The organism is Burkholderia sp. PvR073 (assembly GCF_054055695.1).
In genome coordinates this window covers 741,382-763,564 of the sequence record NZ_JBSRXO010000001.1, presented here as the reverse complement: position 1 = coordinate 763,564, position 22,183 = coordinate 741,382, and the positions used below count along the sequence as shown (strand labels likewise).

Genomic DNA, 22,183 nt, shown 5'->3' with positions numbered 1-22,183 from the left:
TTGGGACGGCGATTGCATCGGATGTAATCGTCCGCTGTCCGCCCCAGAGCAGCGGCTAGCCGCCTTGCTTCACCACTGCCGCCAGCGCCTTCATCGCCTGCAGGTAAGGGTAGGGCCCGTGACTGATGCGCGCGACGCCGTATTCCGCGAGTTCGGCAAGCGTCGGCGTGTCGGCCACGCGCATGATGTTCACGGGTAGCGGCGACGCGGCCGTCAGCGCGCGAATCAGCGCCGGCGAGTGCAGGCCCGGCACGAACAGGCCGTCGGCGCCCGCCGCCGCATACGCGCGTGCGCGGGTCAGCACGTCGTCCAGAAGCCGTTCGTCGTGCGTGTCGGCCGCGGCCGTGAAAAACACGTCGGTGCGCGCGTTGATGAAGTAGCCGATGTCCGCGCGATCGGCCGCCTGCCGGGCCGCCGCGAGACGCGCGGCCGCGTCGTCGACGGTGCGCAGCTCGCCCGTCGCCGGAAAGCTGTCCTCCAGATTGCAGCCGATCGCGCCGGCCTCGATGCTGCGCGCGATCGTGTCGGCCACCTCCTCCAGCCGCTCGCCGTACCCGCTTTCGAGATCGACGGTGACGGGCAGGTCGGTCGCTTGCGCGATCCGCGCGAGCACTTCCATCACGAGCGCTTTTGGCATCTGCTCGCCGTCGGCGAACCCGTTGGCGACCGCGACCGACCAGCTGCCCGTCGCCAGCGCGACGCCGCCCGCGTCGGCCACCGTGCGCGCGCTGCCGGCGTCCCACACGTTGAACAGCGCGAGCGGCTCGCCCGCGCGATGAAGCGAACGGAAATACGCGGCTTTTTCCTTCTTATTGCGACTCATGCTCGTCCCTCCGGTTGAAATGCCGATCGGTGATCGTATCGAACGATACGTCGATGGTGTCGAGCGCCGCGAGGAAATCGCGCGCGTCGAACAGTTCGCCCAGGCTGCGCACGCCGCCCGGCGTCAGTGTACGGCCGCGCAGCAGGCGGACCGTCGCCTCGACGATGATCGGCGCGCTGACCGCATAGATGTCGCGTCCCGATGCGGTCGCGCACTGCGTGATGCCGTTCTGCACGACGACTACGTCCATCACGAATTGCTGCGCCGAGCGGCCGAGCGCGTCGACCGGTTGCGGCGGCGGCGTGCCGGCATCGCGGACATCGCGCAGCGCGAGTGTCGCGAGCCAGGACTCGATCGTATCGATGCGCAGATGACGCGCGAGTGTCATCACTTCCGAGAACGGCAGCAGCGTCACGTCGACGTCGCCGAGCGGCGACGGAAACGGCCAGCGGCGCTCGCGTGCCGTCGTGGGCACCGCGGTCGGCTTGCCGTCCCGCTGAATCAGCCGGGTCGCGTGATTGCGCTCGCCGGTCACGCGCGTGCCGCGCGTCGGATGCCAGCTGTCGAGGCCGGTCGCGACGTCGACGCGCTCGATCGGCCGGTGCGGGTCGACGACGGCCGTCACGAGCAGGTCGGCCAGGCCGCCGTAGAACGCGGCGGCCGGCACCAGCGTCACACCGGCGGCGCGTGCGCGGGCGTCGCGCTGGTCGGTCAGTGTCTGAACGGACGGCTGCTCGGCCGTCAGGTCGAGATACGGGATACCGGCGCGCAACGCCGCATCGGCGAGCGGCAGCGCGGTGTCGAGATAGGGGCCCGCGCAGTTGATCACCGCGTGCGCGCCGCGCAATGCGGCGTCGAGCGCGGCCGGATCGTCGACCGATGCGACGTGCCACGGCGCCGCGTCGTTGCCGCCTTGCGCGAGCCGCGCGGCATCGCGCCCGATGCGCATCGCGCCGAGGCCGCGCCGCTCCAGTTCGGCGACGACAAACCGCCCGGTGTGACCCGTGGCGCCATACACTGCAACCGTCATTCGATCGTCCATGATCCACTCCGATACAGACCGGTTTGTTTTATAGTACAGACCTGTAGCGTCGTCAACCCCGCGGTGCTATCATCGGATGCACTTTTGCGGGACGGGCGGCCCTTGGCGGCCGGGCTTGGATGAAACAGGGAACAGACACGAAGGGGAGCGCGCCCGATACGCGCGAGCGCATTCTGCAAACGGCCAGCGCACTGTTCTATCGGGAAGGGACGCGCGCGGTCGGTGTGGATTTGATCGTCGCGCAGGCGGGCGTCGCGAAGACGAGCCTGTATCGGCATTTCGCGACGAAGGACGACCTGATCGAGGCGTTTCTGCTGCGCGAGGATGCGGATTTCTGGGCGCACTGGGACGCGGTGGCCGCGCGGTACCGGCGCACGCCGCGCGAGGAGCTGGATGCGCAGTTGCAGTGGATCGGCGAGCGCATCGAGCGGCCCGGTTATCGCGGCTGTCCGCAGATCAACATCGCCGCGGAGTACGCGGACGGCAATCATCCGGCCCGCAAGGTCGCCGTCGCGCACAAGCAGGAACTGCGGCGCCGGCTGACGGAACTGGCAAGCGCGATCGGGATCGACGAACCGCAGACTTACGCGCTGCGGCTCGCGACCGTCATCGACGGCGCGCTCAGCAGCGGGCACGCGCTGCACGCGCACGGCCCCGTGCGCTTCCTGCAGGAGTTCGCGCAACTGCTGATGCCGACGAAGGGCAGGAAGTGAAGCGCGGGTAGTGCCGGGCCGCGCGTGGCTTCAGCCGCGCGTAGCCGGATCCTCCGACAGCGTGCGCAACTGATCGCGCAACACATCGACTTCTCCCGCCGCGAACGGCTGTTCGATCTCGGCGTGCGTCTGCTGCCACAGCGGGAACGCGTCGGCCAGCAGACGATGGCCGGCCGGCGTGAGTTCGAGCAGGCGGCTGCGCTTGTCGTCCGGATCCTGCACGATCGTGACCAGCCCGCGCCGCTCGAGCGGTTTCAGCGCGGCGGTCAGCGTGGTGCGATCCATCGCGAGCAGCGACGCGACCGATTTCATCGCGGCCGGTTTCGGCCGGTTCAGCGACATCAATAGCGAAAACTGGCCGTTGGTGAGATCCAGCGGACGCAGCACATCGTCGAAGATGCGCGCGAGATTGCGCGCCGCGCGCTGCATGTGCAGGCACAGGCAGCAATCGCGCACCATCAGCGTCGTTTCGAAAGGAAGCTTTTCATTGCGTGCCATGTTGCAATTGTGTTGATATCAACCTATCTTGTCAAGGGCGAGGAGTGGCAGCCCGCTGTTCCCGCCATCGGACGGAGGAAGCATGAGTGCTCAACAGCAGTTGTATCTCGCGGTATTCCTCGGCAGCAAGGAGAGCCCGGCCATGAAGGCGTGGATGGCGCTACCGGAGGAGGAGCGGCGCACGCGGGAGAAGGAAGGGATCGCCGCGTGGCATGCGTGGGTCGACCGGCATCGCGACGCGATCGTCGAGCTCGGCGGGCCGCTCGGCAAGACCAAGACCGTCGGCAAGGGCGGCATCACGGACACCGCCAATGCGATGAGCGGCTTTACCGTCGTGCGCGCCGCATCGCACGATGCTGCCGCCGCGCTGTTCGAAGGCCATCCGCATTTCACGCTGTTCCCGGGCGACGCGATCGACGTGATGCCGGTGCTCGCGGTGCCTGGCATGTGAACGATCAACCATGAACCATGCCGGGCGCCGCGTGGCGTCGATGCGCCGCGGCCTGCATGGGGACCCTTTCCCGACATTCAGGATGGAGACACTGCAATGAAGCTTTACGGATTTGCCGGCACCCGCACGCAACGCGCGCTGTGGGGGCTGAAGGAACTGGACGCGGATTTCGAATTCGTGTCGGTCAACCTGCTCGCGGGCGAGCACAAGCGGCCCGAATTCCTGCATCTCAATCCGGCCGGGAAGGTGCCCGTGCTGGTGGACGGCGACCTCGTGATTCCCGAGTCGGCTGCAATCGTGCTGTATCTCGCGGACAAGTATCCGGAGAAGGCGTTGCTGCCGGTCGATCTCGCGCGGCGTGCCGAGGCCTATCGATGGATCATGTTCGCGGTGACGGAACTGGAGCAGCCGCTGTGGCGCATCACGCGGCATACGTTCATCTATCCGCCCGAGAAGCGTTCGCCGGCCGACATCGAACTGGCGCGTGAGGATTTCAAGGCGATGGCCACGATCCTCGACAAGCATCTCGAGGGGCGTGAATTCATCGTCGGCGATACGCTGACGGTGGCCGATTGCGTGACGGCGTATCTGATCGACTGGGCGAGCGAATGCAACCTGATCGAACCGTTCCCGCAACTGCGGGCGTATCTCGAACGGTTGTATGCACGGCCGAAGGCGCCGCAGCGGATTGCGGAGGCGCGCAAGGCGGCGTGAGCGGGTGGTTGATCCGGCTTGAGCGCGGGGTCAACCACGAACATTGTTGCGGACTGTTGCCATTCGCTGGACGAGAACGTGGCCATCCTTTATCCCTCAGCTTCCACAAAAAAATCAGTGGCTGAGAGAAAAACATGGCTCGACAACGAAGTGCACAGGGTGCGCTCGCGCAATGGATAACCGGTCGTCAGTCGTATTTCCTGGAGGTGCCGGGGGCGCCTCGGGCGCAGGACCTGTCGATTATGTCGTTCGCGCTCGACGAGCGGCTCGGCGAGCCCTATCGAATCGACCTGACGCTGACCAGCCCGGCCCCGCTCGCGCGCACGGACTATCTCAATCGCCCGGCGATCTTCACGATCGAGCCGGCAGGAGCGGACGGCGCCGTCGACGCCCAGCGTACTTTCGCCGGCTGCATCACCGCGTTCGGCCAGATTCGCAAGACCCGCGATTTCGTGTCGTATCGCATCGTTGTCGAGCCGTTCGTCGCTCGCCTGCGTCTCGTCGAAACGTCACGCATCTACCAGCAGCAGTCCGTGCCGGAGATCATCGAATCGATCCTGAGGCGGCACGAATTCCGCTCCCATCAGTTCTCGTTCAAGCTGAGGCGCGCCTATCCGCGTCTCGCGTTCCGCATGCAGTACCGGATGTCCGACTGGGACTACATCAGGTTGCTGATGGAACAGACGGGCTTGTTCTGCTTTTTCCGTGCCGGGCAGCATGGCGACGAACTGCATTTCGGCGACGACGTCGATGCCTATCGCGCGCCGCAGGTGGTACGTGAGGATCCGGATGATGCGTACTCGGTGCCGGTGGCGCAGCGGGTCCATACGTTCGGCGAGCGGCGGCAGTGGCAGGGCGCGTCGCTGTACCTGCACGAGCCGGGCACGTTCGTGCCGCTGGCACGGCTGGACGAGACGCTGGTGGAGGCGGCGTTCATTGCCACGGGCACGGACGGCGGCTTCGTCCAGGTGCCGGCCAAGACGCGGCATGCGACGCTGTTCTACCAGAACGATCATCTGGGGACACCGCAGGAACTGCTGGATGACGCGGGTAAGGTGGTGTGGCTGGGTCGGTATCGGGCGTGGGGCGGTGAGAAGACGGTGTGGCGGGAGAAGCCGGAGCGGAATGAGGTGGGGAACGCGATCCGGTTTCAGGGGCAGCATCACGATGAAGAGACGGGGCTGCATTACAACCGGTATCGGTATTACGATCCGCAATCAGGTAGGTTCGTTTCGAAGGACCCGATTGGGCTGCAGGGTGGGTTAAACGTCTATCAATACGCAGCGAACCCTATCGAGTGGGTTGACCCGTTCGGATTGTCAAAAGCGCCAGGAACTGCAGGAAGAAAACAAGTATCTTCAAAGGCGAACCAGAATGCAAAGTGTCCATGCCGAGGAAAGTGGGAAGTAAATCATTTCGACAGGATATGTTCAGGCAACGTGCCTGGCGTCGGCTACGCTAAGTATGTGCGAGATCCGAGTACAGGTATGTGGTGGTCCGAAGATCAAACGGGGCATGGAAACAGTGCCTGGAAATTATACGATAAAAATGGTGCATGGGTTGCAGACGCCGATGTCTATGGTGATTTTATGAATAAACACAAGAGCGATACGGGGAAGAGGGTTGATTTTGATTCATTGAAGTGCAAGGAGTCGAAATGATTTACTCTGCTGAAGAGTTTGTCGCGCTGCGAGATAGTTCTATCAAGGAGGAGTATGATCGCGCTGCGACTGACGATGCTCCTGTTTCAGTGTGGAAAGATGTTATTGATAGATTCCCGGAATACAGGAAATGGGTTGCTTATAACAAGACGGTTCCGCTTGAGATCTTGACGTTGCTTTGCAAATTTGAACCTGATGTTCGTCGTTTCATTGCCGTGAAGAGGAAATTATCTGATGAATTATTTGATATATTGTCAAGGGATCTTGATGCGATCGTTCGGCAGGGCATCGCTTCGAATAAAAGGACTCCTATTTCAGTAGTCAGAAGGCTTGCGGATGATGAGGACGAGGATGTTTCTAGAGTCGCCAAGTACAATCTCGATAACCGATCATGATCGGCAGTATATTCTTGGAGGCATTACTCGAGCACTATATTGCGCTCCAGCGGAGGTGCTTGTATCACCGGATCCAACGCACATTGGTCCCGTAACCCTGCGGATCTGCCAGCCGTTCGAGGGAGGCCGCACGGATCATGAGTTACGAATATAGATTGGTGTTTGACGACGCTGCCTCAGCGCAGCTTGTCATCGATTCACTGAAGTCCACTGACGCCTGTGTCAAAGCGCAAGCTCAGGAAGTCTGCTTGAAGGACCGGGGCCTACAGACGTTGGCTGAGTATAATGCTAGGTTGACAAAAGAGAGTGATCGAGCACTATGGCTGGAAGTTAATTTTAGATCGCCCAATTTGTACAATTTATTGCAAGGAGCATTGAGCAGTAGGGTTGTTAGATGCTTCGAAGATGGGGATTGGGATGATGAAGTAACGCTGCAAGAGGTGTTTCGCATCAAGCAGTAACTAACTACAAGGGCCGCGTTAGCGGCCCTTGTAGTTAGCGAGGTTAGCGGTGATCCGGGCAGATGGTGATTCTTGAGCTAATGGATATTGTTTCGGGTTTCTGTCGCCCCGATATGCGAGTTTGGTAGACGTGTCGCACGGTATGGGTGCTACGCTGCCGAACAGCAGGCGATTCATATCGAAGGATTCGATCAGACCGATCGTCTTAAGAATGTCTACGACACCTCGTCGGGGCCGCCGAGCGCCCGACAAAGCATCGACAGGTCGCGCAGTGTGAGATGTGCGGAAGCCGCTCGTTGCCGAACGTGTTCCCCGTCCGGATGCGTGTCGCGCACCACCCACGCCGCCTGAAGCCCCGCATTCAACGCGCCGACGACATCGAGGTGGTAGTCGTCCCCGACATGAAGCAGTTCCCCCACAGGCACGCCAAGCGTCGCGGCGGCCGCATGAAAGATCTCCGGCTCGGGTTTCGCGAAGCCGAACGCACGCGCGCTGAGCGTTTCGCGGAAGAACTCGCCGCCGCCCGTCAGCCGAAGGTCCGCATTGCCGTTCGTCACCGCGATCAGCGGAAAGCGCGCGCTCAGCCACGCGAGCGCCGGCAATGCATCGTCGAAGAACTCGACCTGGTTCCGCGCGGAATAAAACACGTCGTATGCGCGGTCGGTCAGCGTGACGTCTTCGTTCGCGCGCTCCAGCGCAAGCCGGATCGAGCCGATGCGTAACGCACGATAGTCGCCGACCAGATCCGGCCGCAAGCGTTCGTATTCGTCGCGCAACTGGCTCAGTGCCTGCGACGTGGGCAGCACGCGCGCGGTTTCGGGCGCGTGCGCGAGCAGCCACGCATGCAGCGACGCTTCGGCCCGTTCGACAGAGGGGCCGAACGGCCACAGCGTGTCGTCGAGATCGAACGAGATGGCGGAAACGTTGGTCAGGTGCATGGCGACGGAAGATACCACGCAGTCGCCATTCACCACGGCCACGGGATCGCGCGTCCCGCGCCGCGTTCGACAGCGTGCCGATACAGGAAACGCGCAACGGTCAGGTCCTGCAGCGCGAGCCCCGTCATGTCGAACACGGTGATCTCGCTCGCCGCGCGATCGACCGACACAGCCCCCGAGAGCACGTCGCCGATTTCAGTGCGTGGCAAATCCGGCGCCCACTGACACTCGCCGATGCTGCGCGCCTGCTCGTGATCGTCCACGAAAATCCGTGCACGCTCCAATACGCGTTCGGGAAGTTCGCGCTTGCCCGCGGTATCCGCGCCCACGCAAGTCAGATGCGTGCCTGGCTGAACCGCATCCGCATCGAACAGCGGGCGGCCGCCCGGTGTCGCCGTGATGACCACGTCGCTGTCGGCCACCGCATCGTTGCGGTCTCGTGCGACGCGGATGTCGCAGCGTTCGCGAAATGCCGATTCGAACTCCGGATCGATTTCGCCGCTGACGTTCACGTACTGCACTGAGCACCGTTGCGGCAGCAGCCTGATCGCATAGTCGAGCTGGACGCGCGCCTGCACGCCGGTGCCGAACACGCAGATGCGCGTGCTGTCGCGGCGGGCGAGCGCCTGCAGCCCGAGGCCGCCTGCCGCACCGGTCCGGGCCGTGGTGATCGCGTTGCCGTCCATGATGCAGAGCGGGCGGCCGGTGGCCGGATCGAACAGCGCGATCGTCGCCTGATGCGGTTCGCCACCGCGGCCCCGATTGCCGGGCCAGAACCCGGCCGCCTTGAAACCGAGCAGATCCTGGCTCGCGACGTCGCCCGACTTGATCCCGAATACCCCGCCGGTATGCAGCTTCTCGCGGACGACCGGGAACACGCGTCCGGCGCGTCGACTATGCAGCACGAAGGCTTCGCGCACCGCCGCCGTCACTTGTTCGGCTTGAAGCGCCGGTTCGACCACATCGCGGTCGAGAAGAAGGAGTTGAGCGTCTGTCGGCATGGTGGGCGAGCCTGTGGGGCAATGCGAATCGCAATGTTTATAGTTTGTACAGATATAGACAAACTGTCAATTCAGTCCGGATGAGGGAGCCGGGCTTTGGATCGCCGCACCGGCTACCGTGCTCGCGGCGCTCACCACCCGTAGAAGCGCGGCCAGGTCTGAAGCGTGCCGTCGCCGCTCAGCGCGTGGTATTCCGGATGTTGCGCACCGGTCGCGCACGCGTGGTTCGGCAGGATCCGCAAACGGGTACCAATCGGAAACCGCTGCGCGATGCGCGTGTCGGGCGTATCGATGCGCGACACGATGCCGTGCTCCTGATTGGCCGAACTCATGACGTATTCGCCGAGCACGTCGCCGTCTTCGGTACACACCTGCCCGTAGCCGAAATCCCGCGCCTGCCGCTGGGTGCCGCGATCGCGGCTCATCGCCATCCAGCCCGCGTCGACGATGGCCCAGCCTTTTTCTTCCTGGTGTCCGATGACGGTGGTCAGCACCGACAGCGCGATGTCGGCCTGCGCGCACACGCCGATGTTATGCATCACGAGGTCGAACAGTACGTAGACGCCGGCGCGGACTTCCGTCACCCCGTCGAGGTTCGTCGCGGACAGCGCGGTCGGCGTCGAACCGATGCTCACCACCGGGCAGGGCAAGCCGGCCGCCCTGAGGCGCTCGGCGGCGTGCACGGTGCGGCTGCGCTCCTGTTCGGCGATCGCGACCAGCGCGTCGTGCGTGTCGTATTCATAACTGGAGCCGGCGTGAGCGAGCGCGCCGCCGAGCGCCATGCCGCCGTCGACCAGCGCACGGCCGACGTCGATCAGCAGGCCGTCGTCGGGCCGAATCCCCGAACGGTGGCCGTCGACGTCGACCTCGATCCACACGTCGAAGCGCTCGCCGTGCTCGCGCCCGAATTCGGCGATCGCGTTCGCGGTCTCCAGGCTGTCGGCGACGATCTTCAGGTCGCAGCCCTGGCGGCGCAGCGCCAGCGCCTGGCCCAGCTTGGCCGGAATCATCCCGACCGCGTAGACGATGTCGCGCACGCCGGCGGCGAAGAACTGTTCGGCCTCCTTCAGCGTCGACACCGTGATGCCCTGCGCGCCGGCCGCGATCTGCGCGTCGACGACCTGCCGGCACTTGGTGGTCTTCACGTGCGGCCGGAACTTGACGCCCAGCGCGTCGAGATGCGCCTGCATGCGCGTGATGTTGTTGCGCATGCGATCGACGTCGATCAATGCGGCGGGGGTGTTGAGGGGTGGAATGCCCATGGTGCGTTGCCTCGGTGGGTTGCCGACAGCGAACACTGTAGGGCGGTTGGCAAGCCGCGTGTTTAACGCATGCCAAATCGATCATTAAGCCGCATTTAATCGTGGACGGCCGCTCAGGCCTTGCCGCGCCATGGCGGCGGATCGAGAAATTGCTTCGCGGCGTCGAGAAAAACCCGTTGCCGCGCGGAGCGGCCGGTGCGCGACGGCAGCAGCGCGGTCACCGGCGCGGGCGGCAGATGCCAGTCGGGCAGCAGACGCACCAGCTTGCCGTTCGCGAGCAGCGGCGCGACGTCCCATTCCGAGCGCTCCACGATGCCGAGCCCGGCCAGTGCCCAGTCGGTGATGACGGTGCCGTCGTTCGACGAAAGCGCGCCCGTGACGCGGATCACCGCGGATCGCCTGGGTTCGCCCTGGTGGTCGCCGTGTTGCGAGAAGTGCCAGCGCGGAACGTCCTCGTCGTTCTCGCGCAGGCACAGGCAGTCGTAGCGGGCGAGGTCGGACGGATGGTTCAGTGCCTCGATGCGACGCGCGTAACCGGGGCTCGCGCACAGGAAGCGCTCGTTGGGTGCGAGCGGATAGCCAATCCACGACGACGACTTCAGGGTGCCGACATGCACGACCACGTCGGCGCCCGACGCACTGCCCAGCGGGCTCTCCGACAGGTGCAGCGAGATCTCGAGCTTCGGATGCGCGCGCTGCACGTCACGCACGATCCGCGCGACGTACTTGCGTCCGAAGCCGAACGGCGCGACGACGCGCAGCGTGCCCTGCACGTCGCCGTGATCGCCCGAGATGTTGACCGGCAGTGCCTCGACGCGCTCGAGAATCTCGACGGCTTCCTGATACAGCCGCTGGCCTTCGTCGGTCAATGCGATGCCTTTCGGCTGTCGTACGGCAAGGCGTACGTCCAGCCGCGCCTCCATCCGTTGCAGGCGGATCGTGACCGCAGGCGGGGTGAGGTCGAGCAATCGAGCGGCGGATGCCAATGAGCGCGACGCGCCGATCGCGCGGACGAGTCGAAGGTCTTCGAGATCGAGCATTGCATGTCTCTTAATGCTGGCGTTGCGGTGCATTAAACAACACATCGCGTGAAGACGGTAGCGTTACACCGCGTCAACCGACATGCGGCTTCACGCCCGTCACGCATCCAGCCCGAAAATCAACGACCGATGCGCGCCCACGCCGGCTGCGACGCCCGATGCCGACGCGAACGTCGCATTCGTCATCAGGCTCGACGCATCGCCGGCCGCGAACACGCCGGGAACGCTCGTCTGCTTCCACGTATCGACGCGGATCGCCACGCCGAGCGGCCCTTCGTCGAACGCACAGCCGAGCTGTTGCGCGAGATCGCTCGCCATCTCCGTACGCGCGCCGATGAACAGCGCATCGATCGGCACGACCTGCCCGTCGGCGAGCCGTAACGCTTCGATACGCGGTGCGTCGCCGAGGATCTCGACGACCGGCGACCGCTCGATACGCACGCCACGTGCGTCAAGCAACGCGGCTTCCTCTTCATTCGGTTCGACCACGCCTTGGGTGAACCACGTCGTCGGCCCCCAGTCCGGAATCAGGATCGCCTGATGCACGGACAGCGGATGCGTGGCCAGCACGCCGAGCTGCCGGCCCGACACCTCGTACCCATGGCAATACGGGCAATGCAGGACGCTGATGCCCCAGCGTTGCGCAAGACCCGGCAGCGCGGGCAACGCGTCGTGGATGCCGGTCGCGAGGATCAGCCGGTCGGCGCTGGCGCGGCTGCCGTCTGCCAGCGTCACGTGAAAGCGGCCGCGCGCATCGCGCTCGGCGGTGCGCGCTTCGCCGGCGATCCGCCGCACGGTCGGATAGGCCGCGAGTTGCGCGGCGGCGTCGGCGACGATCCGCGCCGGCGGCTTGCCGTCCTGCCCGAAAAAGCCGTGCGCATGCGCCGCGAAACGATTGCGCGGCCGACCGGCATCGATCACGAGCACGCGGCGTCGCGCGCGCGCCAGTTGCATTGCGGCCGACAGCCCGGCAAAGCTGCCGCCAATCACGATCACTTCATGATGGTTCTGCATGTGTTCACCCCTTTTCCGGAATCCGTGCCAGCGAAGAACGTGCTTCGATGACGGTCAACTCATGAAACATGAGAAGTTGCATGATAGGTCGATGGTATCATTCATGCAACTTCAGAAGTTTCGAGAGTGGGAGCCATCCGTCGATGAGAACCGATAGCCGTTTGTCGCGCATGCTGCATGCGCTGATCCACATGGACCAGGCCGACGGCCCGCTGACGTCGGAGGCGATCGCGGCGATGCTGTGCACGAATCCGGTCGTCGTGCGGCGCCTGCTCGGCGGCTTGCGCGATAGCGGCTACGTGCAGTCGGAAAAAGGCCACGGCGGCGGCTGGGCGCTCGCCGTCGCGCTCGACGACCTCACGCTGCTCGACGTCTATCGCGCGGTGGGGGAGCCGCCGGTGTTTTCGGATCTGGTGTCCGAGGATGCCCCCGAATGCCTGGTCGAACAGGCGGTCAACGCGCATCTGTCGGCCACGCTGAAAGAGGCCGAAGCGGTGCTGCTCGCGCGCTTCGGCGAGGTCACGCTCGGCATGCTGTCACGCGATTTCGAAGCGAAGGCGGCGCGCCGCCGCACGCCGCGCTGACGCGCTGCAACATCGCGGCCGGCCGCCGATAGCCGGCAGTCCGACGTAATCCGGCGCGGCGCGAAACCGCCGTGCCGCCATGTTCTGTCCCCCAACTTCTGCCCGATTTGCCCGCCACAGGGCAAAATACGGGTTTTCCGCACCCGAGAGGGCGCGTCCGAATCACGCGCCGGGCGGCGGCAGTGCGCAATCGCACGCCGTCGCCGGGCGCCCAGGCAAGATGCTCGCCGCGTCGCGAGCCCACAGGAGTCCAGACCCCATGCCCGAAACCAACCTGTCCTTCTTCGGCCGGCTATCGCTGGCCGTCGGCACGTTCTTCTCCGTGCTCGGCAACCGCGAGTTCGCGGCCGGCGTGCTGCGCCTGCGCGACGGCGCGCCGGCACCGGTCGCCCCGGCGCCGGTCGCGCCGACCCCCACCGCGGCTCCGGCACCCGCGCCCGTGAAGGCGCCGGCGCCCGAGCTGCGCGAAGCGAGCCCGCAAGCCGCGCTGCAATTGCTCGGCCTGCTGCAGCGCGATGCGCGCTTCATCGACTTCGTCGAGGAAGACATCGCCGGCTACGCGGACGCCGATATCGGCGCCGCCGCACGCCTCGTGCACGACGGCTGCCGTGCCGCGCTGCGCGAACACTTCACGATCGTGCCGGTGCGCGATGAAGCCGAGGGCAGCCGCGTGACGCTGCCGGCCGGCTTCGACGCGACGGCCGTGCGCGTGACGGGGAACGTGGTCGGCGCGGCGCCCTTCACGGGCACGGTCAGCCATCGCGGCTGGCGCGTGGCCGACGTGCGCCTGCCGAAGCTGACGGGCAGCCACGACGCATCGGTGGTCGCACCGGCGGAGGTGGAACTGTGAGCGATCCGCGCTATTCGATCGGTATCGACCTCGGTACGACCCATTGCGCGCTGTCGTACGTCGACAGCGCCGCGAGCGACGGCGAAAAAATCACGCAGCAGGTGCTGCCGATCGCGCAGCTGACCGCGCCCGGCGCGCTGGAGTCGCGCGACCTGCTGCCGTCGTTCCTCTATCTTCCGCATGAAAGCGAGCTGACGCAGGGCGACCTGACGCTGCCGTGGACGGCCTCGCGCGACTTCGCGGTCGGCGAGATGGCGCGCACCCGCGGCGCGGGCACGCCGATTCGCCTCGTGTCGAGCGCGAAGAGCTGGCTGTGCCACCCGGGCGTCGACCGCCGCGCGGCGATCCTGCCGAGCGATGCGCCGCCCGAAGTGGCGCGCGTGTCGCCGCTGGAAAGCTCGATCCGCTACCTGACACACCTGCGCGAAGCGTGGGACCACGCGCATCCCGATGCCCCGTTCGCCGACCAGGACGTGACGGTCACGATCCCCGCGTCGTTCGACCCGGCCGCGCGCGAACTGACGGCGGAAGCCGCGCGTGCCGCCGGCTACACGCGGATGACGCTGCTCGAGGAGCCGCAAGCGGCGCTCTACAGCTGGATCCAGAAGAGCGAAGGCGGCTGGCGCAAGCAGGTGCGGGTCGGCGACCTGATCCTGTGCGTGGACGTCGGCGGGGGCACGACCGACCTGTCGCTGATCGCGGTGGTCGAGCGCGACGGCAACCTGGAGCTGCATCGCGTGGCGGTCGGCGAGCACATCCTGCTCGGCGGCGACAACATGGACCTCGCGCTCGCGCACGTGGTCGCGCGCAAGCTCGCGCAGCAGGGCACGCAGGCCGATCCGTGGCAACTGCGCGCGCTGACCTACGCGTGCCGCGCCGCGAAGGAAACGCTGCTGTCCGACCCGACGACCGACGCGGTGCCGCTCGTCGTGCCGAGCCGCGGCTCGAAGCTGATCGGCGGCTCGATCCGCACGGAACTGACGCGCGCGGAACTCACGCAGACGATCCTCGAAGGCTTCTTCCCGCAAGTCGATGCGGCCGCGCGGCCGGTGAGCCGCGCGCGCGTCGGCCTGACGCAGCTCGGCCTGCCGTATGCGCAGGACGCGGGCATCACGCGCCATCTCGCGGCGTTCCTCGGCCGTCAGGTCGCGGCGCTCGACGCGCTCGAAGGCGTGCAGCGCACGCTGCCGCAAGGCGCGACGTTCCTGCATCCGACCGCCGTGCTGTTCAACGGCGGCGTGTTCAAGTCGGCGCTGCTCACGCAGCGCGTGCTCGATACGCTCAACAGCTGGCTCGCAGCCGAAGGTGCGCCGGCCGCGCGCCTGCTCGAAGGCGCGGACCTCGATCTCGCGGTCGCGCGCGGCGCCGCGTACTACGGCTTCGTGAAGCGCGGCCGTGGCGTGCGCATTCGCGGCGGCACGGCGCGTGCGTACTACGTCGCGATCGAGTCGGCGATGCCCGCGGTGCCGGGGCTCGAACCGCCGGTGCAGGCGCTGTGCGTCGCACCGTTCGGGATGGAGGAAGGCTCGGATGCGGCGCTGCCGCCGCAGGAGTTCGGGCTCGTCGTCGGCGAACCGGTGCAGTTCCGCTTCTTCGGGTCGTCGGTGCGCCGTCAGGACGAGGTCGGCACGCTGCTCGACTACTGGTCGGCGGAAGAGCTGCAGGAGCTCGAGGAAATCCAGGCCACGCTGCCCGCCGAAGGGCGCACGGTCGGCGAGATCGTGCCGGTGAAGCTGCATGCGCGCGTGACCGAAGCCGGCACGCTCGAGCTCGAGGCGATCCCGAGCGGGACGGACGAGCGCTGGAAGGTCGAGTTCGACGTGCGCGGCGCCGCCTGAGCGCGATGAAGCGCTATACCGTCGGCATCGACCTCGGCACGAGCAACACGGTCGTCGCATACGTCGAGGCCGGCTCCGACGCGATCCGGGTGTTCGACGTCGATCAGCTGGTCGGCCCCGGCGCGGTGGCCGCGCAGCCGCTGCTGCCGTCGGTGCGCTATCACCCGGCGGCGGGCGAGCTGCCGCCGGACGCGCTGCGCCTGCCGTGGGCGGCCGATTCGAAGGCCGGCGCGGCCGATGCGCCGCCGGCCGTGATCGGCCGTTATGCGCGCACGCTCGGCGCACAGGTGCCGGGCCGGCTCGTCACCAGCGCGAAGAGCTGGCTGTCGCACGCATCGGTTGACCGGCTCGCGGCGATCCTGCCGTGGGGCGCGGCCGACGGCGTCGACAAGGTGTCGCCGGTCGACGCGAGCGCGAGCTATCTCGCGCACGTGCGTGCCGCGTGGGATGCCCGCTTTCCCGATGCGCCGCTCGCGAAGCAGGACGTCATCCTGACGGTGCCGGCCTCGTTCGACGACGGCGCACGCGCGTTGACGGTCGAGGCCGCCAGGCGCGCGAAGCTGCCGGCGCTGCGCTTGCTCGAAGAACCGCAGGCCGCGTTCTACGACTGGTTGTACGGCCAGCGCGCGACGTTGCGCGACACGTTCGCCGCAGCGCGCCGCGTGCTGATCTGCGACGTCGGTGGCGGCACGACCGATCTCACGCTCGTCGATGTCGCGCCCGGCGACGACGGCGAGCCGACCTTCACGCGCGTCGGCGTCGGCAATCACCTGATGCTCGGCGGCGACAACATGGACCTCGCGCTCGCGCGTCTGGTCGAGACGCGGCTGACCGAGCCCGGTACGCGGCTGTCCGCCGCGAGCCTGTCGCAGCTCGTCGAACGCTGCCGCGCCGCGAAGGAGCGGCTGCTCGGCGACGACGCGCCGGCGTCCGTCACCGTGACGCTGCTCGGCGCGGGCAGCAAGCTCGTCGGCGGCGCGCGCTCGGCCGAGCTGACGCGGCAGGAAGTCGAGCAGGTCGTCGTCGACGGTTTCTTTCCGCAGATCGACGCCGGCGAGCTGCCGCGCCGTGCGCGGGCCGCGATCGTCGAATTCGGCTTGCCGTATGCGAGCGACCCGGGCGTCACGCGCCATGTCGCCGCGTTCCTGAACCGTCATGCGGAAGGCCCGCTGCCCGACACGCTGCTGCTCAACGGCGGCGTGTTCCGTGCGGGCGCACTCGCCGGCCGCCTCGCGCAGACGCTCGGCGCATGGCGCGGTGCACCGCTCGACGTGCTGCACAACGCGCATCCGGACGTGGCCGTCGCGCGCGGCGCGGTGGCGTACGGCCTGGCGCGGGCCGGGCATGCGCCGCGCATCGGCGGCGGCTCCGCGCGCAGCTATTTCCTCGTGCTCGACGACGGTGAAGGTGAGAGCGACGCCGCGCCGCGCGGCGTCTGCCTGCTGCCGCGCGGTGCCGAGGAAGGCCGCGAGATCCGGCTCGAGGAGCGCACGTTCGCGCTGCAGCTCGGGCAGCCGGTGCGTTTCCACCTCGTGTCGACGGTGGCCGAGACCGCGTACCGGCCCGGCGATCTCGTCGAGCTGGACGGCGGCGATTTCGTGCGGCTGCCGCCGATCGCGACGGTCGTCGACCGGCAGGCCGGCGGCGACGCACGCGAAACGCCGGTGAAACTCACCGCGTCGCTGACCGAGGTCGGCACGCTCGAAATGCACTGCATCGCGACCGACGATGCATCGCGGCGCTGGCGGCTCGAATTCCAGTTGCGCGGCGATGCGCCCGCGCAGGGCGACGGCGCCGCGCTGGCGCGCCATCCGCGGCTCGACCACGCGATCGAGCTGATCGACCGCTCGTTCGGCAGCAAGGCCGCCGACGTCACGCCGAAGGACACGCGACGGTTGCGCGCGCAACTTGAACAGGTGCTCGGTCCGCGCGACGAGTGGGACGTCGCGCTCGCGCGCGAACTGTTCGACGCGTTGCTCGCACGGGCGCGTCGTCGGCGGCGCTCGGCCGATCACGAACGCGCATGGCTGAACCTGGCCGGCTATTGCCTGCGCCCCGGCTTCGGCCATCCGCTCGATGCATGGCGCATCGAGCAGCTGTGGCCGCTGTTCGACGACGGGATTCAGTACGTGAACGACGCGCAGGTGTGGTCGGAGTGGTGGACGCTGTGGCGGCGCGTGGCCGGCGGCCTCGACGACGATGCGCAGGCGCAGGTGCGCGATGCGATCGCATTCCTCGAACCGTCCGACGACAAGCGCCGCAAGCTGCCGTTCGACCCGGCCAAGGTCGGCCCGGCCGACATGACGCGCTTGTCCGCGTCGCTCGAACGGTTGCCCGTCGAGCGCAAGGTGGAACTGGCCGAGCGACTGATCGTGCAATTGCAGAAGCCGGCCGAGCGCACGCTGTGCGCGTGGGCGCTCGGGCGGATCGGTGCGCGCGGGCCGTTCTACGGCAGCGCGCACAGTGTCGTGCCGGCCGGGATCGCGAACCGCTGGCTCGACGCGCTGTTCGCGTTGGACTGGAAGCAGGTGGAACCCGCGGCCTTCGCGGCCGCGCAAATCGCGCGGATGACGGGCGACCGCGAACGCGATTTGCCGGACGACACGCGCGAAGCGGTGATCAAGCGTCTGTCGGCCGCGAATGCATCGGCGGCGTGGATCGACATGGTGCGCGAGGCGATCGCGTTCGACGAAGCCGACACGGCGCGCGTGTTCGGCGAAACGCTGCCGGCCGGGTTGAAGCTGCTGGCCGGTTGACGCAACGGCGCGGTGCGTCGATCCGGTTCGCAGACCGAAGCATCATCCGGTCGAGTCGGGCCGCGCGTCGCGGCCCGTCGCTGTCTCTCAGGCGTGCGACACGGGTTCGCGTTGCCGTTCCACCGATTCGATTGCCTTCCCGTCACGGGTTGCCGCGCGCCGCGCGAGGTGAATGCCCGCGAGCATGCAGCGCACCGAGCCGCCGGCCAGTTCGATCGTCGGCACGTCGAGCGGCAGCAGCCGCGCGGAGCGTTCGATCGTCTCGCGTTGCGCGCCGGTGAGGCAGTCGAACGCACGCCGCGACAACGCGAGCACGCGCCCGTCCTTGCCCGACAGTTCCAGCGTATTGCCCGCGAAGTTCGCGATCTGCGCGTGATCGAGCGCGATCACCGTGCGGCCCGTTTCGGTCAGACGTTGCGCGATCTCGTCGCGGCGCCGCCGATCCGCGATCAGGTCGAGGCCGACCATCGCGAATTCGGTGGCGACGCTCATCATCACGTTCGTGTGATAGATCGGCTTTCCATTCGCGTCGGCCGTGTCGAAGCAGATCGGCTCGAAGTTGAAATTCGTGCAGAAGCGCTCGAGCGCGACCGGATCGGCGCGGCGCGATCGCGCGGTGTACGCGATCCGCGCGACGTGATCGAGCACCATCGCGCCCGTGCCTTCCAGGAACACGTCGTCGTATTCGAGTCCCGAGTAGTCGATCACGTCCTGCACGCGGTATTCGGCCTTCAGCATCTCGATCACGTCGGCGCGCCGTTCGCGGCGGCGGTTCGCGCTGTACATCGGATACAGCGCGACGTGCCCGCCCGGATGCGTCGAGAACCAGTTGTTCGGGAACACGGAGTCGGGCGTGTCGCGCTCACCGTGGTCGTCGAACACGTGCACGCGTACGCCCGCATCGGCGAGTGTCCGCGCGGCGGCCGTGACCTCGTCGCGCGCGGCGGCCGACACCGACGGCGGGCTGCCCGCGCCGTTGCCGGCCGTGCGCTGAAAGGCGTTGTCGGCCGCGGTCTGCGGGTTCGGCACGAAGCGGTGCGGCCGGATCATCACGACGGCGGACGGCGCCTGGATCGATACGAGATTCATGAACGGCGGGAGCGAAGGGCAGGAGAGCGGGCGGCGCACCGGCCGCCCGCGGAGGTCGATCAGCGCGCGAACGCGGCGACGGCGTCGGTCACGAACGCCGCGTGACCCTGTGCGATCGCGGCCGGATCGTCGATCAGCGCGAACAGGTTCTTCGGATCGACGGCCGGCGGAATCAGCGCGATCTCGACGCCCGCGTTGTGCTGCTGGGCAAGCGCGTACAGGTAGCGCAGCGCCGAGTAGTCCTCCAGCGCGAAGCCGACCGAGTCGAACACCGTGACTTCGTCCGCACGTTCGCGGCCGCTCGTCTCGCCCTGCAGCACGCGCCACAGTTCGGTCACAGGGAAGTCGGCCGGCATCTGCTGGATCTCGCCTTCGATGCGCGACTGCGGCTCGAATTCGACGAACACGCGGCCCGCCTGCAGCACGCCGGCTTCGAGCTCGGTCTTGCCCGGGCAATCGCCGCCCACCGCGTTCAGGTGCATGCCGGGCTCGATCATGTCGGCCGTGACGATCGTCGCATAGGCCTTGTCGGCGGTGACGGTCGTCACGATATCGGCGCCGCGCACGGCATCGGCGGTCGACGCGGCGCGCACGATGCGCAGCGCCGGATACGCGGCGAGGTTCCGCACGAGCTTGTCGGTCGCGAGCGGATCGACGTCGAATACGCGGATCTCCTCGATACCGAGCAGCGTATGGAACGCGATCGCCTGGAATTCGCTCTGAGCGCCGTTGCCGATCAGCGCCATCGTGCTCGAGTCGGGCCGGGCGAGGGCCTGCGCGGCCAGCACCGACGTCGCGGCCGTGCGCAGCGCGGTGGTCAGCGTCAGTTCGGCGAGCAGCAGCGGATAGCCGGTGTCGACTTCGGCGAGCGCGCCGAACGCCATCACCGTGTGCATGCCGCGCGCGGCGTTCACGGGATGGCCGTTCACGTACTTGAACGCGAACAGCGACGCGTTCGCGACGGGCATCAGCTCGATCACGCCGTCGCGCGAGTGGCACGCGACGCGCGGCGACTTGTCGAAGTCGGCCCAGTGCAGGTAGTCGGCGCGCAGCGTGTCGACGAGCTCTCGCAGGAACGGCGTGACGCCGGTTTTGGCGATCAGTCGGGCGGTGGCGGGAACGTCGAGGAAGCGAGTCATCGGTCTGTCTCCATTGTGTTGCCGGTACGCGTGTCCGGCGTTCTGGTCGACCGGGCGGGCGCTTCGGCCCGGGCCCCGGCTCCATCAAATGCGGCGTGGCAGCGTGGGCTGCCGGTCGATGAAGTCATTATTTCCGGGAGTCGAGCCAACAAAAAGACGGCAAAAGTGGCAGATTTCTCGATAGACTTGACAAATTGCTACCCAGATTCGGCAATTTGTTCAATTCATGTGGGTCGGAATGTGCACTGTCAGGCACGCTGGCGGCCGGCTCGCGTTCGTTACGTTCAACAGGAAGGTCCGTTCATGATTACGCTCGACGACGTCGACCGGCAGCTCATTGCGCTGCTGCGCGACAATGCGCGGCTGCCCGTCGTCGCGCTCGCGAAGGAGTTGCGCGTCGCGCGCGCGACCGTGCAGAACCGGCTGACGCGGCTGGAAAAGAACGGCGTGATCGTCGGCTATACCGTGCGGCTCAAGCCGGCGGCCGAGCGGCACCGGATCCGCGCGCTGATGTCGATCGCGGTCCAGGGCAATCGCGGCGCGGAAGTGGTGAAGGTGCTGCGCGGGCATCCGAACGTCGCGTCGATCCACAGCACCAACGGGCGCTGGGATCTCGTGGCCGAGCTGCATGCCGATTCGCTCGAGCATTTCGATCGCGTGCTCGGCGCGATCCGGTTGATCGACGGGATCGCGAGCACCGAGACGAGTATTCTGCTGTCGACGCACAAGGCGTGACGCGGGCGGGTGGCACCCGCGTCAGCCTGCGTACAGGTTCGGGTTGCCCAGGCTTCAGGCGTGGGCCGCCGGCTCCGGAAACACTGGCTCGCCCAGCGTCAACATCAACCGGTTCGCCCACGCGAAGATCGCGACCACGTGCGACAGGTCGAGAATGTCCTCATGCGTCAGCCCTTCGGCTTCCAGCTCGGCGATATCGCTCGCGTCGACCGTATCGGGCCGTTCCGTCAGCGCGATCGCATAGCGGACGATCGCGCGTTCGCGCGCCGTCGTGCCGGCCGTCGCCGGATCGTCGAACACCTGCTCGATCGCGTCGGTGCGTTTCGCGAGCTGCGTGAAGCGCTGCGCATGCACGGATGCGCAATACACGCAGCCGTTCACGCGCGACACGGCCGTGCTGGCCAGTTCGCGCTCCGCGCGCGACAGTCCGCCGGGGCCGTACATGATCGCGTTGAATACCCCCGAGCGTTGCCGCAGGATCTCGGGAAGATGGACGAGCAGCAGGTAATAGTCGGACGTCTTCGCGTGCGGGTGGCTCGCTTCGAGCACGGCAAGCTGATCGGGTGTTGCGGCGTCGAGCGCAACGGTGTCGAGCCAGGCACGCCAGCCGAGCGTGTCGGACGTGAAGCCGTGGGCGGTCGTCGTCATGCGGCCTCCTTGGCGGCACGTGCCTGAAGCGCTTGCGCGGCAACGGCGATGCGCAGCTGATACGCGACGAACGCAACGAGCTGCGACAGCGCGACGATTGCGGGTGTCGTGAGTCCGGCGGACTTCAGCGCATCGAGATCGGACGGGCGTGCATCGACAGGGGAAAGCGTCAGCAGGCGCGCATGCGCAAGGATCGCGCCGGTGCGTCGAGGCAGTGCGTCGAACGCATCGGCGTCCGCATGTGCGACATCGTCGAGCGTGCCGCCTGCCTCGACCAGTCGTGCGCGATAAGTCTCGGCCAATGCCAGTGCATTCGATTTTTGTGCGACATACCGTGCCACGTGCAATCGTTCGGTTAGTGAAAGATCGGGCAGCGCGGGATCGAACAGCGCAGCCTCGCTTAACCGAGTATGAAGCAGCACCTTTTCGCGCGCGCGGCGCAGCGCGGCGACCGCATCGCCGTCGCGCAGGCCGGCTACCGCATCGATCGTGTCCGGCGCGCCGGCCGGCGTGATGGATTCAGTCATCGTT

22 protein-coding genes are annotated in these 22,183 nt (G+C 66.9%); 10 read left to right on the top strand and 12 right to left on the bottom strand.

Features of this window, described 5'->3' with window-relative positions:
- Nucleotides 1-55 precede the first annotated feature (55 nt).
- Nucleotides 56-823: an isocitrate lyase/PEP mutase family protein gene (locus ACVK00_RS03360; protein ID WP_284891473.1), complete on the bottom strand. Its 768-nt coding sequence runs from the start codon at nucleotides 821-823 to the stop codon at nucleotides 56-58.
- Nucleotides 810-1,865, bottom strand: a complete 1,056-nt coding sequence (locus ACVK00_RS03355; RefSeq protein WP_284891475.1) for a saccharopine dehydrogenase family protein — start codon at nucleotides 1,863-1,865, stop codon at nucleotides 810-812. The genes ACVK00_RS03360 and ACVK00_RS03355 overlap by 14 nt, the downstream gene beginning before the upstream one ends.
- Nucleotides 1,866-1,984: 119 nt before the next feature.
- Between ACVK00_RS03355 and ACVK00_RS03350 the strand changes: the two genes are divergently transcribed.
- A complete protein-coding gene (locus tag ACVK00_RS03350) occupies nucleotides 1,985-2,578 on the top strand; it encodes a TetR/AcrR family transcriptional regulator (protein ID WP_105831634.1) in 594 nt (197 codons plus the stop codon).
- A 30-nt stretch (nucleotides 2,579-2,608) separates the two neighbouring features.
- On the opposite strand, the gene ACVK00_RS03345 is transcribed toward ACVK00_RS03350, so the two are convergent.
- Nucleotides 2,609-3,076: a MarR family winged helix-turn-helix transcriptional regulator gene (locus tag ACVK00_RS03345; RefSeq protein WP_011660218.1), complete on the bottom strand. Its 468-nt coding sequence runs from the start codon at nucleotides 3,074-3,076 to the stop codon at nucleotides 2,609-2,611.
- A gap of 82 nt (nucleotides 3,077-3,158) precedes the next feature.
- Between ACVK00_RS03345 and ACVK00_RS03340 the strand changes: the two genes are divergently transcribed.
- From ACVK00_RS03340 to ACVK00_RS03325, 4 genes are all read left to right on the top strand, one after another.
- Nucleotides 3,159-3,527: a hypothetical protein gene (locus ACVK00_RS03340; protein WP_284891476.1), complete on the top strand. Its 369-nt coding sequence runs from the start codon at nucleotides 3,159-3,161 to the stop codon at nucleotides 3,525-3,527.
- A gap of 96 nt (nucleotides 3,528-3,623) precedes the next feature.
- Entirely contained in the window at nucleotides 3,624-4,241 is a 618-nt protein-coding gene (locus ACVK00_RS03335) for a glutathione S-transferase family protein (RefSeq protein ID WP_284891477.1), read from the top strand.
- Nucleotides 4,242-4,375: 134 nt separating this feature from the next.
- Entirely contained in the window at nucleotides 4,376-5,902 is a 1,527-nt protein-coding gene (locus tag ACVK00_RS03330) for a contractile injection system protein, VgrG/Pvc8 family (RefSeq protein WP_354123190.1), read from the top strand.
- Complete coding sequence (locus tag ACVK00_RS03325) at nucleotides 5,899-6,297, top strand: hypothetical protein (protein ID WP_175759684.1); 399 nt, start codon at nucleotides 5,899-5,901, stop codon at nucleotides 6,295-6,297. The genes ACVK00_RS03330 and ACVK00_RS03325 overlap by 4 nt, the downstream gene beginning before the upstream one ends.
- A gap of 676 nt (nucleotides 6,298-6,973) precedes the next feature.
- On the opposite strand, the gene ACVK00_RS03320 is transcribed toward ACVK00_RS03325, so the two are convergent.
- The 5 genes from ACVK00_RS03320 to ACVK00_RS03300 form a co-directional block, all read right to left on the bottom strand.
- Nucleotides 6,974-7,696: an HAD family hydrolase gene (locus ACVK00_RS03320; protein WP_284891507.1), complete on the bottom strand. Its 723-nt coding sequence runs from the start codon at nucleotides 7,694-7,696 to the stop codon at nucleotides 6,974-6,976.
- A 29-nt stretch (nucleotides 7,697-7,725) separates the two neighbouring features.
- Nucleotides 7,726-8,697 carry an ornithine cyclodeaminase family protein gene (locus ACVK00_RS03315; RefSeq protein ID WP_284891481.1) on the bottom strand — a complete coding sequence of 324 codons (972 nt, stop codon included), beginning with the start codon at nucleotides 8,695-8,697 and terminating at the stop codon, nucleotides 7,726-7,728.
- A gap of 131 nt (nucleotides 8,698-8,828) precedes the next feature.
- A complete protein-coding gene (locus ACVK00_RS03310) occupies nucleotides 8,829-9,959 on the bottom strand; it encodes a DSD1 family PLP-dependent enzyme (RefSeq protein WP_284891482.1) in 1,131 nt (376 codons plus the stop codon).
- Between the two features lie 113 nt (nucleotides 9,960-10,072).
- Nucleotides 10,073-10,999, bottom strand: a complete 927-nt coding sequence (locus ACVK00_RS03305) for a LysR family transcriptional regulator (protein WP_175698035.1) — start codon at nucleotides 10,997-10,999, stop codon at nucleotides 10,073-10,075.
- Nucleotides 11,000-11,098: 99 nt separating this feature from the next.
- Entirely contained in the window at nucleotides 11,099-12,013 is a 915-nt protein-coding gene (locus tag ACVK00_RS03300) for an NAD(P)/FAD-dependent oxidoreductase (protein WP_284891483.1), read from the bottom strand.
- A 143-nt stretch (nucleotides 12,014-12,156) separates the two neighbouring features.
- Here ACVK00_RS03300 and ACVK00_RS03295 point away from each other — a divergent pair, with 143 nt between their 5' ends.
- From ACVK00_RS03295 to ACVK00_RS03280, 4 genes are all read left to right on the top strand, one after another.
- Nucleotides 12,157-12,597, top strand: a complete 441-nt coding sequence (locus ACVK00_RS03295; protein WP_284891484.1) for an Rrf2 family transcriptional regulator — start codon at nucleotides 12,157-12,159, stop codon at nucleotides 12,595-12,597.
- Between the two features lie 259 nt (nucleotides 12,598-12,856).
- A complete protein-coding gene (locus ACVK00_RS03290) occupies nucleotides 12,857-13,447 on the top strand; it encodes a DUF2760 domain-containing protein (RefSeq protein ID WP_284891485.1) in 591 nt (196 codons plus the stop codon).
- Complete coding sequence (locus ACVK00_RS03285) at nucleotides 13,444-15,285, top strand: Hsp70 family protein (protein ID WP_284891486.1); 1,842 nt, start codon at nucleotides 13,444-13,446, stop codon at nucleotides 15,283-15,285. The genes ACVK00_RS03290 and ACVK00_RS03285 overlap by 4 nt, the downstream gene beginning before the upstream one ends.
- A gap of 5 nt (nucleotides 15,286-15,290) precedes the next feature.
- Nucleotides 15,291-18,041, top strand: a complete 2,751-nt coding sequence (locus tag ACVK00_RS03280; RefSeq protein ID WP_284891487.1) for an Hsp70 family protein — start codon at nucleotides 15,291-15,293, stop codon at nucleotides 18,039-18,041.
- A gap of 87 nt (nucleotides 18,042-18,128) precedes the next feature.
- On the opposite strand, the gene ctlX is transcribed toward ACVK00_RS03280, so the two are convergent.
- Both ctlX and ACVK00_RS03270 read right to left on the bottom strand, forming a co-directional pair.
- Nucleotides 18,129-19,130 (bottom strand): citrulline utilization hydrolase CtlX, encoded by a 1,002-nt coding sequence (gene ctlX, locus ACVK00_RS03275; RefSeq protein WP_284891488.1) that lies wholly within the window; start codon nucleotides 19,128-19,130, stop codon nucleotides 18,129-18,131.
- 59 nt (nucleotides 19,131-19,189) lie between these two features.
- The gene (locus tag ACVK00_RS03270; protein WP_284891489.1) at nucleotides 19,190-20,269 is read right to left on the bottom strand and encodes an ornithine cyclodeaminase; all 1,080 of its coding nucleotides are present in this window, start codon (nucleotides 20,267-20,269) and stop codon (nucleotides 19,190-19,192) included.
- Nucleotides 20,270-20,572: 303 nt separating this feature from the next.
- On the opposite strand from ACVK00_RS03270, the gene ACVK00_RS03265 reads away from it, so the two are divergent.
- Nucleotides 20,573-21,004 (top strand): Lrp/AsnC family transcriptional regulator, encoded by a 432-nt coding sequence (locus ACVK00_RS03265; protein WP_006753967.1) that lies wholly within the window; start codon nucleotides 20,573-20,575, stop codon nucleotides 21,002-21,004.
- Between the two features lie 54 nt (nucleotides 21,005-21,058).
- On the opposite strand, the gene ACVK00_RS03260 is transcribed toward ACVK00_RS03265, so the two are convergent.
- Nucleotides 21,059-21,652 carry a peroxidase-related enzyme gene (locus ACVK00_RS03260; RefSeq protein ID WP_284891490.1) on the bottom strand — a complete coding sequence of 198 codons (594 nt, stop codon included), beginning with the start codon at nucleotides 21,650-21,652 and terminating at the stop codon, nucleotides 21,059-21,061.
- Nucleotides 21,649-22,179, bottom strand: coding sequence for a CMD domain-containing protein (locus tag ACVK00_RS03255; RefSeq protein ID WP_284891491.1), 531 nt, complete (start codon nucleotides 22,177-22,179; stop codon nucleotides 21,649-21,651). Before ACVK00_RS03255 ends, ACVK00_RS03260 begins: the two co-directional genes overlap by 4 nt.
- Between the last annotated feature and the right edge of the window lie 4 nt (nucleotides 22,180-22,183).